The sequence below is a fragment of the Kitasatospora sp. NPDC038210 genome (genome assembly GCF_055600605.1).
This window is the reverse complement of sequence record NZ_JBVJYK010000027.1, coordinates 93769-105379: the sequence shown is the minus strand read 5'-3', so window position 1 is coordinate 105379 and position 11611 is coordinate 93769. Positions and strand designations below refer to the sequence as shown.

The 11611-nt window shown below is 69.9% G+C and carries 8 protein-coding genes; 5 read left to right on the top strand and 3 right to left on the bottom strand.

Annotated elements, in window-relative coordinates; all coding sequences use genetic code 11:
• The 3 genes from ACZ7KX_RS35610 to ACZ7KX_RS35600 form a co-directional block, all read left to right on the top strand.
• On the top strand, positions 1-205 hold a 205-nt coding region (locus ACZ7KX_RS35610), incomplete at its 5' end, for a hypothetical protein (protein ID WP_470330131.1).
• A 242-nt stretch (positions 206-447) separates the two neighbouring features.
• Positions 448-1425: an AAA family ATPase gene (locus tag ACZ7KX_RS35605; protein WP_470330130.1), complete on the top strand. Its 978-nt coding sequence runs from the start codon at positions 448-450 to the stop codon at positions 1423-1425.
• On the top strand, positions 1418-4066 hold the full coding sequence (locus ACZ7KX_RS35600; RefSeq protein ID WP_470330129.1) for a S8 family peptidase: 2649 nt from the start codon (positions 1418-1420) through the stop codon (positions 4064-4066). Before ACZ7KX_RS35605 ends, ACZ7KX_RS35600 begins: the two co-directional genes overlap by 8 nt.
• A gap of 125 nt (positions 4067-4191) precedes the next feature.
• Here the strand turns inward: ACZ7KX_RS35600 and ACZ7KX_RS35595 are convergent, their stop codons facing one another.
• Positions 4192-4830, bottom strand: a complete 639-nt coding sequence (locus ACZ7KX_RS35595) for a site-specific integrase (RefSeq protein WP_470330128.1) — start codon at positions 4828-4830, stop codon at positions 4192-4194.
• Positions 4831-5100: 270 nt separating this feature from the next.
• Between ACZ7KX_RS35595 and ACZ7KX_RS35590 the strand changes: the two genes are divergently transcribed.
• Positions 5101-6171, top strand: coding sequence for a Fic family protein (locus ACZ7KX_RS35590; protein WP_470330127.1), 1071 nt, complete (start codon positions 5101-5103; stop codon positions 6169-6171).
• 120 nt (positions 6172-6291) lie between these two features.
• Here the strand turns inward: ACZ7KX_RS35590 and ACZ7KX_RS35585 are convergent, their stop codons facing one another.
• Positions 6292-8235, bottom strand: coding sequence for a hypothetical protein (locus ACZ7KX_RS35585; RefSeq protein ID WP_470330126.1), 1944 nt, complete (start codon positions 8233-8235; stop codon positions 6292-6294).
• A 303-nt stretch (positions 8236-8538) separates the two neighbouring features.
• Here ACZ7KX_RS35585 and ACZ7KX_RS35580 point away from each other — a divergent pair, with 303 nt between their 5' ends.
• Entirely contained in the window at positions 8539-9993 is a 1455-nt protein-coding gene (locus tag ACZ7KX_RS35580; RefSeq protein WP_470330125.1) for a hypothetical protein, read from the top strand.
• 132 nt (positions 9994-10125) lie between these two features.
• Here ACZ7KX_RS35580 and ACZ7KX_RS35575 read toward each other — a convergent pair whose 3' ends face one another.
• Positions 10126-11292, bottom strand: coding sequence for a tyrosine-type recombinase/integrase (locus ACZ7KX_RS35575; RefSeq protein ID WP_470330124.1), 1167 nt, complete (start codon positions 11290-11292; stop codon positions 10126-10128).
• Positions 11293-11611: the final 319 nt, after the last annotated feature.

The following is an 11611-nucleotide window of genomic DNA, read 5'->3' as shown; positions in this document are numbered from 1 at the left end:
AACATCACCCGCAGCCGCCTCGGACGCCTCACTCGCCAAGGCTTCCTCACCCAACCCGAACGAGGCCGCTACCAGAAACGGACTTAACGTCCACTCAACTTCGCTGAATATGCGGTTCGAGAACCTCCTGCAGGGCCTCCACGACTGGAGCGAGCTGTCTGCCCGCATGCGCGACGATGTGGTCGTGGCCGGCAGTCATGACTGAACTGAACAGCCCGCGCGATGCTGTCAGGGGTCCTCATGTGCCGTCCTCACAGGACGGTCCCACCGGGCCCAGCTCGCGTCGGAGGACACTGGTGGCCGTGTGGACGTGCGGCCCGCAGTCGAGCGGGCAATCCTGCCGCCGTACGATGAACAAGGCGCTGGACCGTGCGCGCCAGGGGTATCCACCGTCCGAGACGCTCGTTAGAGTGGCGGGCCGGTCTGCTGAAGAGGAGTGTGAGGTGCGTGGCTGCCACAGCTGACCACCTCAAGGCACTCCTCAACGCCCACGCCGCCGGCGACGAGGACCGCTTCTACAGCATCGCCCTCCAGGTGGCCGCGAAGTCTGCGCGCCAGGGTCACGGCAAAATCGCCGTCGAACTCCGCGAGATCATCGACGCCGCCCGCGCCGAGAAGATCCCCAGGGTCGCCCCGACCCCGGTCGTCCAGCCTCGGGGCGAACTCGCCAGCCTCCTCACCGCCGGCTACCCCGACGTTTGCCTTGACGACATGACCCTCGCCGACGACGTCCGCGTGCCCTTGGAGAAGGTCCTGCACGAGCAGCGCCAGCGCGCCCGCCTGGAGCGTTTCGGATTCACCCCCGTGCACCGCATCCTTCTCTCGGGGCCGCCCGGGACCGGCAAGAGCATGACCGCCGCCGCACTGGCCAAGGAACTCTCCCTGCCCCTGTTTACCATCCGCCTCGATGGACTGATCAGCCGCTTCATGGGAGAGACCGCCGCCAAGCTCCGCACCGTCTTCGAAGCCGCCGCCGAGACCCGCGCCGTCTACCTCTTCGACGAGTTCGACGCCCTCGGCGCCGAACGCACCGCCGGCAACGACGTCGGCGAAGCCCGCCGCATCCTCAACTCCTTCCTCCTCTTCCTCGACGAAGCCCCCTCCGAGAGCCTCGTCGTCGCCGCCACCAACCACCGCCACCTCCTCGACCGCGCACTCTTCCGCCGCTTCGACCTCGTCGTCCACTACGCACCACCCTCCCCACAACAGGCGATAGAGATCCTGCAACGACGCCTAGCCGCAATGGACACCACCGGCGTACTTTGGTCCGACCTGATCACCAAGGTCGACCAGCTCAGCCACGCCGAGCTGGTCAAGGCCGCCGAATCCGCGGCCAAACGCGCCATTCTCGGAGGCAACGACGTGGTCGACCAACACCTCTTGACCGAAGGACTGGACGAGCGGCACGCGCTGCGCCATGCCTGACCCGGTCCCGCCGCGGTTCACCCCGCACCTCCTGGTCCCCTGGAACCCGAAGACCCTCACCCCGCGGCCCAGCGGATCCCGTGCCCGCAGCGGCCCGTTCGTCGACCGCTCCGCAGACCGGCAGGGCCATGTCGATCGCCTTCTCGGTGGGCTCGAAGAGGCCCAGCACGCCGCCACAGCAGACCGCCGGACGGTGGAGGAAACCGAGCGGGCGAGCGGCTTCGCGATCCGGGTGGAGGCTGCCGGCGGGCACGACCTCGACGTCGACAAGCTCGCCAACTCCGGCCTGACGCTCATGAGCGTCAGCAAGGCCACCGACAACAGCCCGCAAGAAGCCGTCATCTGGATCCCCGATGACCGTGTCCAGGCCTTCGCCGACAAGATCAGCCAGTTCACCCAGGACACGACCGGCGGCAACCCGAGACAACAGAGCGCCGTCGCCAACGCCGAACGCATCCGGCACGCCCTCCTCAGCCAGCTCTGGCAGGAGGAGGCGCCTCTGCCGGAAGAGAACGAACACCGCTGGTGGGAACTATGGTTCAACCCGGACATCACTGACGCGGACCAAGTCGCCGCCCTCCACCGCATCGCCGCCGCCAACGGCTGGCCGATCGCTGACCGCTCGATCACCATCGGCGAGTACCGGGTCGCCCACGTCGCCACGACCAGCGCTCAGCTCAAGACCCTCCTCGCCACCAACGCCTGTCCCTCGGAAGTCCGGCGACCCAGCTTCGTCGAACAGATCCACTCCACCGCCCGCTTCCTCCAACGGGACTTCACCGCCGACCTCGCCGACCGACTGGAGCACGCCCCCGCCGACGCGCCCGTCGTCTGCATCCTCGACACCGGCATCCACCAGGAGCACCCACTCCTCAAGCAGGCCCTCGCCGGCCGCGCGCAGAGCGTCGTCCCCTACGAGGGACCCGACGACAACAACGGTCACGGAACCAACATGGCCGGCCTCGCCCTCCTCGGAGACCTCGCCACCGCCCTCGAAACGGGCGACACCATCCGACTCTCCCACGGCCTGCAAGCCGTCAAGATCCTCCCCAAACGAAGACACCACGGCGCCACCCCGCGCAGCCACGCGGAAGTCGCCGTCAACGCCGTCTCCAGCGCAGAAACCGGCTCGGCCGACCAGCCGCACGCCCGGGTCTTCTCCATGGCCGTCACCGACCACTCCACAGCCGAACGCAACGGCACCGACGGCCAGGCGACCCTTTGCTCCGCCTCGCTCGACGCACTCGCCGCCGGAACCGGCATCGCGGTCCACGACGACCGCATCGAACTCCTTGGAGCGCCCGATCCCGAGGCATCACGACTTATCGTCGTCTCGGCTGGCAACGTCCGCGAACACCCCATCACCCATCTCCGACAGGCAGACGGAAGCCTGCACCACCTCGGGCTCTGTGACATCTCCCGGATAGAAGACCCCTCCCAGGCATGGAACGTCCTGACCGTCGGCGCCTACACCGACCTGGCTCAACCCCCCCAGGACACCGACTTCGACGGATACCGGACCCTCGCCGCCGCCGGCGAACTCTCACCCTTCAGCCGCACCTCCGTCACCCTGCCGGCCAACACCCCGATCAAGCCGGACATCGTCCTCGAAGGCGGCAACCTCCTCGTCGACGCCGACGGCACCCTTACCGACCAGCACGACGTCGTCAGACTCACCACCACCCACAACGGCCTCGACCGACCGCTCACCACAGCCAACGCCACCAGCGCAGCCACCGCCCAGGCCGCACGACTGGCAGCCATGGCCCACGCCGCCTACCCCGCCCTCAGGCCTGAAACCATCCGGGCACTCCTCGTCCACGAGGCACGCTGGACCGCCGCCATGACCGACGGCATCCTCAAACCGAACGGCCGCCGTCACAGCGGCAAGGGCAACGGCACCAGGGACTTCGCGCTCAGCGTGCTGCGCCGCTACGGCTGGGGCGTGCCAACCGAGGAACGGGTCCTGTCCAGCGGGGCCAACGCAGTCACGATGATGATCCAGGGATCGCTCGTCCCTTTCCGTAAGGAGAAGAACGGCGTCCACCTGGGCGAGCTCAAGCTCCATCACCTGCCCTGGCCTCGCGAGCAGCTCCTCGACCTCGGCGCCACGCCGGTCGAGCTGCGCGTCACCCTCTCGTACTTCGTCGAACCGAATCCCGGCCGGCAGGGCGTCCTCGGCCAGCACACCTACGCGTCCCACCGGCTGCGGTTCGCGATCAAGGGTGTGGAGCACCTGGCCGACTTCGAAGCACGCGTTGCGAAGGACGCACAGGCCGAGGACGACGGCATGACCACGGTCGGAAAGTTCGAGGGCGACAAAGCCTGGCTCGTCGGCTCCAAAAACCGCAACCGCGGCTCCCTGCACGCTGACATCTGGCGCGGCACCGCGGCCGAGCTCGCCGACTGCGGAGCCCTGGCGGTCTACCCGACCGGCGGCTGGTGGAAGTCCCACAACAGATCCGACCGCGTCGGCGAGCCGGTCTCCTACGCCCTCCTCGTGTCCCTCACGACACCCGAGGTCGAGACCGACCTCTACACCCCGACCGCCGTTCGGCTCGACGTACCCATCCCGGCGGTCCTGGCCGCGCGAGTAGAGACAGCCTCCGGAGTCCCAGTGCAGCTGTCCCTGGGCTGGTAGACCGCAGCAGTGGTCTGGCGGCCCGGAGGGGCAGCCAGCCGCGGGGCTGAAGCCTGCCCTCCTGGGGGGACGCCGGCCAGGAGCGGCCTCGCCCGCCCGGGGAGGGATTCCGCCCGCGGCTGCCACTACGCCGCGAGCGGCAGGTCGTCGTCGTCACGGGGGACAGCCCGGAGCTGTCCTGCCTGGGCTTGGTCGAGTGCTCGGGCGAGGGCGTTGACGGCCTGGTCGGCGGAGTCTTTGAGGAGGTGGCCGTAGAGGTTGATGGTGACGGCGATGGTGGAGTGGCGCAGGGTCTTGGAGACGACGGCGATGGGGATGTTTTCGGCGATCATGATGCTGGCGGCGGTGTGCCTCAGGTCGTGAAGGCCGATGCGGGGCAGGCCGAGGGCGGTGGTGCGCTTGCGGAGCTGCTCGAGGACCCACTGGGGCCGCAGCGGTGTTCCGCCCGGGCGGGCGAAGACCAGCCCGTCCAGCCGGCCGTCAGGGTGGGCGTTCATCTGGAGGGCGGCCTGGCGGTGGAGGGCGGCCATGACTCTGGGGGAGAGGCTGATCCAGGCGCGGCTGGCCTCGGTCTTGGGCTCGCGGAGGTGGATCTTTCCGTTGTCGATGGCGGCGAGGGTCCAGCGGACGTAGAGCTTGCAGTCCATGAGGTGGACGTCCGACCAGTGCAGGGCGAGGACCTCGCCGCGGCGCATGCCGGTGCCGAGCATGACCTCGAACAGGTCGGTCAGCTGGTCCGCTCTGGTAGACCCCGCGCAACTCACCGTCCGGCACCGCCGCCATCTCCCACGCCGCCTTGGCACGGCTGCCGAAGCCGCCACGGCGCCGGACCCTGCGCCGGCCCGCCTTTGGCCTGAGGCGGGCGGCCGATCGTGCGTAGCGTGGTCAAGGGCAGCCGACAGGGCGCTGACTGCCGGCTGGCGGTCTCCCCACTTCTTGACGCGGTGATTCCATGATGGTGTCATTGATTCGTGCTGTATTCCCTGCCTGAGCTCGAAGATGCCGACCTGACTGTCCTTGCGGAGATCGAGGACATGCGGGATCGGCTGCGCCTGCATCTGCGCACGCCCCGACGATGGGAGGGGCAGCTGCGGCGCAACCTGACCGCGCGGGCGATCGCCGGGTCGAACACGATCGAGGGCTACGCGGCGAGCGTGTCGGACGTCGAGGACATCATGGTCGGAGAGGCCCCGATCGATGCGAGCGATACCGTCGCGGTCGAGATCGAGGGCTATCGGCAGGCGATGACCTACATCCAGCGTCTTGCCGAGGCCGGTGAGGACTTCGCGTACAGCAAGGGGCTGCTCAACGCGCTGCACTTCATGATGCAGGGCCACCACCTGGTCAAGCGGCCCGGCTGGTGGCGCACCGGACCGGTGTACGTCACGTCGGCCGAGGATCCCACCATCGCGGCCTACACCGCGCCGGACGCCGGCCTGGTCCCGGTGCTCACCGGTGAGCTGGTGGAGTGGCTGAACGAGCGTGACCTCGACGCGCCCGGACTGGTACGGGCGTCGATGGCGCACCTCAACCTGGTGGCGATCCACCCGTGGCCCGACGGCAACGGGCGGATGTCCCGCGCCCTGCACACCCTGGTCCTCGCGAGGGAAGGGATCATGGCACCGGAGTTCTCCAGCATCGAGGAGTGGCTCGGCCGGGCCCGCAACACCTACCGCTACTACGACGTCCTCGGTGAGGTCGGCGGCCCCGTCTGGACCCCCGAGCGCGACACCCTCCGGTGGGTCCGGTTCTGCCTGCGCGCCCACCACCAGCAGGCCCAGAGCGTCGAGCGGCAGGTGAACAGCACCCGCGAGGTCTGGACCGCACTCGACGAAGCCATCGAGCAGCGCGGCTGGCCCGACCGCATGCTCTACGCCCTCTACCCCGCGGCCATGGGCAACCGCCTGCGCCGGGCCACCTACCAGGCCGACGCCGAACTGAGCGAGCAGCAGGCCCAGCGCGACATCCGCGAACTCGTCCGCGCCGGCTGGCTCGCCGCGAAGGGCGAGGCCCAGGGCCGCTACTACCTTGCGGGCCCGGACCTCCCGGAGGAGATCACACGCGGAGTCCGTGAGCCCCGGCCGCTGCGCGATCCCTACGCGTGACCCGGCAGGGCGGAGGTGAAGCCGCCTCACCAGCCAGGCCTTTCTCACACCCTCCACCGCCCGCTATCACCGGCGCTCTGTTGCCATGTGGCCAGTGTTTCTCGGCGCAGCCCGGAGCTGTCACCGGGAACCGGGTGGCTTGGGCCACGCCGTTCCGTCTGCGGCGGCCGTGAGGATGTCTCCGAGGCGGAGCCAGGCGTTGGGGCCGGAGTTGCTGATCGGGCTGTCGGCGAATCGCTGCCAGGCCTCGTGGTCGTCTCCGAGTGCTGCTTCCACCAGGGCGAGCACGGTGGGATGTGTGCTGTCGTAGTGGTGCCCACGGGCCTTGAGTGCCGTCCAGGCGGGCAGGGCGAGGATGGTCTCGCTGGGATAGTCGGGTAGGGCGAGGACCTGCCGGGCCCACGCTTCGCGGTTGGCGGGGTTGCCGCCGAGCCGGCGGCGGAGCTCGCGGGTGAGGGTGTGGACGGCGTGGCGCGGATCGGAGTGGCGGGCGAGGAGTGAGGCGAACGCCGGTTCGCTGCGGTGGCCGTGCCAGGCGAAGGACAGCAGTGCCTTCTCCACGAGCGCGTCGTCGCCGGCATGCCGGTTAAGGTACGCGTCGAGCACCTCCGCGGTGACGGCGGACAGGCTCCGGACCGTCACTTCTTCGGGGTTGCCGAGGGCCGTGCGACGGGTCGCGGGCGGCTGCGGGGCGGGGTCGGCGACGATCCGCGTGATCGCGTTCAGGAGTTCGTCGAACTGCCGCCGGTCCTCCTGAGACTTGTAGTCGTACGACTGGGGGCCGGACCGGCCGCGGCAGGCGTCGCGGATCACCAGTCGAACGGTCGCTTCGACGGCCGGTGCGAGCTCGGGCAGGTGGACCAGCATGTCGCGGACCCAGCGCAGGTCGGACGCCGTGCTGATTCCGTAGAGGTCTTTCGGCTTCCAGGTCCGGAGGGCCTGCACGGCCGTTTCGGCGAAGTTCAGCCCCAAGTCGGCGAGTTCGTCCGCATGGCTTCGCCATGGATGGGGATCGCCGTAGGCGGGCTTGGCCTCGGCGGGGTTGAGGATGAGGCGCCAGCGTCCGTCGGCCGCGTGGCTCACCCAGGAGACGGCGGAGTCGGTGCCCCAGTCGGTGTCGAAGCCGTCGTCCCGTAGGTACAGGAACTCGATGTCCCTTCGATCGGCCTCGTCCAGGGCGGAGAGCTCGGCGGCGAAGTTCTGCCGGGCCTCCTCCTTCGAGGAACCGTCCTGGAGGAAGCCGCAGATCCGGGTCGTGAGCATGGCGGCGCCGAACCTGGAGAGGTCATCCAGCGCGATCTGCCTAAGGAGTTTCGGCTCGACCGTCCACGGCACGCTGCCGAGCAGTTGGTCGCGGATGACCCGGTTCGCCGTGGTGCCGGCGGTCCTGTCGATGAGCTGGGAGTGCCGGTCGGGGTGCTGTTCGAGCACGGCCGACCACATGCGGCCCCACGCGTCGAACGCTGCCCTGATCCGGTCGGACCAGGCGCCGGAATCCTCGTCTTCCAGACGCGTGCGGTCGGGGCCGTCGGGCAGGAGAGCGACGGCGGCCTCGAACACGGCGTCGTGGAGGCGTCCGGTACGCAGAACCACCTGTGCGGGCGTTGGCTCCTTGAGCAGTTCGGGCGTCATGTGCGGTGGTTGCGGTACCCGCCTGCGCAGTTCGTCGGCGACGGCCGCGCAGAGGTCGGCCGGCCGGTCGGCGGTGCCGAGGGAGCCGAGCCGGCGGTCGGAGCAGCGGCGCAACGCGTCGGCCCGCAGAGCCGGATCGCAGTCGGGGTGGATGAGCGCGAGGACCACCAGCGACGTCGACCCGGTGAGGTAATCGTACTCGCTCTCGCTCTGCCGCAGCCCGTTCGCCACCGCGGCCTCCAGCAGCCAGGCGGGTGCCGAATCCCGGTAGGACCTGGCAAGCAGCGCCGCGAGGAGCGCCCCGCCCTGCTGGCTGTCGGCCACGCCACGAGCCTGTTCGGCTGCCATCCGGGCCGCCGCGGACCCGGGATCGGCACCGGCCGCGAGTGTGGCCAGGAACTCCACAGGCAGCCGGGTTTCGTCGGTGGCCATTCCTTGCTTCCCTCTCCCAGGTGACTCGTCAGAGCCCATCCTGCTCCATCGGTCGGACAACCTGGGGGCGAACGACCCCGAGAGCGGCGCATCGGTCCCGTGGAGGACAACTCCTGGGCGTCTCAGGTACGGTGTCGGACAGGACCAGGTCCGGACCGCTGACAGCATCGGCGGAACCAGCTGCGGTCAGCAGACTTCCTCACCGTCCGGAGGCGCGTCAGCAGCGCGCCCACCAGCGGAACTCCACCCTCCTCGGCGCCGCCCTCCGTATGGCGCGCCTTCCACCGCACCGGAGTTCCCCGCATGCCAGAGCACCAACTCACTGCCTCACCGAGCGACTTCCTCTGCGAACACACCCCCAGCAAGAGCCGCGTCCTCGCGCTCCTTTCCCATGACGACGGGCCGGACTCCCTCCAGGCCGTCCTCACCTGCCGGGATGCCGAACTCGCCCACCGCGCGGCAGAACTGCTGCGCCGGACCCTGAGCCGGGCGGCGGGTGCCCTTCATACGGAGTCCGTGGACGGGCTGTGCGGGCAGCTGCCGGACGCTCCTGCGTCCTCACTCCGGCAAGCCGTGGCCCACGTGCTCGCCGGCACCTGGCCGGCCGCTGCCGGAACGCTCATTGCCTGGCCCGAAGGATCCGCGCACGAGGAACCTGGCCGGGAGGACGGCGCCGGCAGTGAGGGCGGCGACAACGACGAGGCCCCGGAGCCTGGCGGTCCCGCACCGGGTGAGGCGCGGCTGCGTGATCTGCCGGGCCAGGTCGTACGGATCACTTCGCTCCGTGAGTTCCACGTCCACGACCGGCAGGCCCTGCTGGACGCCGCGGGCGAACAGGGATGGGAACCGATGCCGGCCGATCAGCTCGACGATGACGACCCGCACGACGTGGTCGGCGCGGTCATGTGGCTCGCGGACCCGCCTGCCGACGTCGACGGGGCGGACGCCCTGACCGATCGCAGCCATCTTTCTCTGCTGCGGCGGAACAAGGGCGACGAGGTCGCCGAGTGGAGTGCCGAGCCGGTCGTGGCGGACTTCGGCCCCGGCCCGCGTGCCGCCAAGGCCGGGGAGCCTGCTGAGCACAGCCGTGGGGAGGAACTGCCCGATTTCGCGGCGCTCTTCCCTGTGGAGCCTCCGCACTGCGAGGACCCGGAGTGTGAGAAAGAGAGCTGCTTGTGGCAGCTGACTCCCCGCACGGCCGACCTTCTCCACACCGCGCTGTCGCTGCTGGCCGACGAGGCGTACGACGACGCCGAGGAACTCGGTGACGGGCGCCTCGTACCGGATGAGCACGAGGGCGGTTGGGGTGTGTTCCCGCGGCTGCCGAAGCTGACGTTCGCCACCGACCTCCAGTGGCGGCGCCGCTTCGCCCGCGCCGCCGACGACCTCGCCGACGACCTCGAACGCGGCCACTGGCCGCGGCCGACCTGCACCGCCGAGGAACTCGCCCTGCACCTCGCCATCGCGGACGCCGGCGACAGCGCCGACGAGCTCGGGGACGACTCCGACGGTACCGGGCACGGCGCGCACAGCACGCTGCCGGTCCACCGCGACGACTACGACTTCGGCGCTTGCACGGACATGTTCTTCCAGGACACCGACGTCCTCATGCTCTACAGCTCCCGCTTCGACGGCATCGAGGATCCCGACGGCGACGCCAACCGGCAGCTCGGTGTGGGGGACCTTCGCGCGCAGGCCTGGTTCGAACCGTTCGGGAACGTCACGGCCCGCGACCCCCACCGCGGCTTCCGCCGCTGAACGGCCGAGCCCGCGCCGGACGGCGGGCGGAGGCACCTTGCGTGCCTCCGCCCGCGGTCCGCGGCAACCGGAGAGGAAAGCCGACAGCGCATTTTCGGCCCGGCACGGCAGGTCGGGCGACCGGCCGGGCGGCTATGCGACGAGCGGCAGGTCGTCGTCGCCGCGGGGGACGGCGCGGAGCCGGTCCGTCTGGGCTTGGTCGAGGGCTCGGGCGAGGGCGTTGACGGCCTGGTCGGCGGAGTCCTTGAAGAGGTGGCCGTAGAGGTTGATAGTGGTGGCCAGGGTGGCGTGGCGCAGGGTCTTGGAGACGATGGCGATGGGGATGCCTTCGGCGATCATGATGCTGGCCGCCGTGTGCCGCAGGTCGTGCAGCCCGATCTTCGGGAGGTCGAGTTCGGCGGTGCGTTTGCGGAGCTGGTCGAGGACCCACTGGGGCCGCAGGGGCGATCCGTCCGCGTGGGCGAAGACGAGGCCCACGAGTCGGCTGTCGGGGTGGGCGGTCATCTGGAGGTCGGCCTGGCGGTGGAGAGCGGTCATGACTCTGGGGGAGAGGCTGATCCAGGCGCGGCTGGCCTCGGTCTTGGGCTGGTTGAAGTGGAGGTCGCCGTTGTCCACGGCGGACAGGGTCCAGCGGACGAACAGCTTGCGGTCGATGAGGTGGACGTCCGACCAGTGCAGGGCGAGGATCTCACCGCGGCGCATGCCGGTGCCGAGCAGGACCTCGAACAGGTCGGCCAGCTGGTCGGCGTACTGCTCGGCGTTGTGCCTCAGGAACGTCGCAGCCTGCGCCGGTGTCCAGCACGTGCGCTCGTCCGCGCGGGGCTTGGTGGGCACGCAGTGCTCGGCCGGGTTGAACTTCAGCCGCCAGGAGCGCACCGCGTGGTTCAGCGCGTTGCGCAGCGTCGAGACGACCCGGTACAGCGTGACCCGGCCCCGGCCGGCCTTGCGCTGCGCGGCCATCCAGGCCTCGATCTGCTTCGGCCGCAGGTCCAGCAGCCGGCAACGCCCGAACGCGGGGATCAAGTCCCTCTCCACGTAGGCCTTGTACCCGGCGTAGGTGTTCGCCGTGAGTTCCTCCTTCCGCGCCGTCAGCCACTCCCGCAGGTACTCCGCCACGGTGGTACGACGCTCCTCGTACGCCCCGCCCAGTTCACCCTCCAGCACCGCCGCCAACTCCTGCGCAGCCTCCGCCTCGGACGCGAACCCTCCCCGCCGCCGGGTACGCCGCCGGCCGTCCTGCGGCGCCAGATCGACGCAGTACGTCCACGACCCGTGCTCCGCCTCCTCCAGCAACCGCACACACCACGCACCCAACTGCCGCCCGCCCTCGCCCCGGCACCCACACCGCCGGTACACCCTGCCCCGCTGCGCACGCTGTTCCATGAACTTCCCCTTCTCCCGGACTGCCTGGTGGATCTGGGGCAAGAGTGGCTGCTGTGTCGGGTGTGGCGGCAGAGCGCGTTGGGCGGTGCGCGAAGCACTCAGAACCGCATGGCCAGGACACGCTCAAGACGACACACCGTCCGGAAGATCACTATCCGTATCCAGTGGGTAGTCGACCCTGATCCGACCGGACCGCCTCGTCTGGCCAAGGGCGATGCGCGACGGGCTGCGGCGG

Excerpts from the sequence above, each read along its gene's own strand:
- ACZ7KX_RS35600 (WP_470330129.1), top strand. The coding sequence starts at position 1,418 with ATGCCTGACCCGGTCCCGCCGCGGTTCACCCCGCACCTCCTGGTCCCC.
- ACZ7KX_RS35590 (WP_470330127.1), top strand. The coding sequence starts at position 5,101 with ATGCGGGATCGGCTGCGCCTGCATCTGCGCACGCCCCGACGATGGGAG.
- ACZ7KX_RS35585 (WP_470330126.1), bottom strand. The coding sequence starts at position 8,235 with ATGGCCACCGACGAAACCCGGCTGCCTGTGGAGTTCCTGGCCACACTC.
- ACZ7KX_RS35580 (WP_470330125.1), top strand. The coding sequence starts at position 8,539 with ATGCCAGAGCACCAACTCACTGCCTCACCGAGCGACTTCCTCTGCGAA.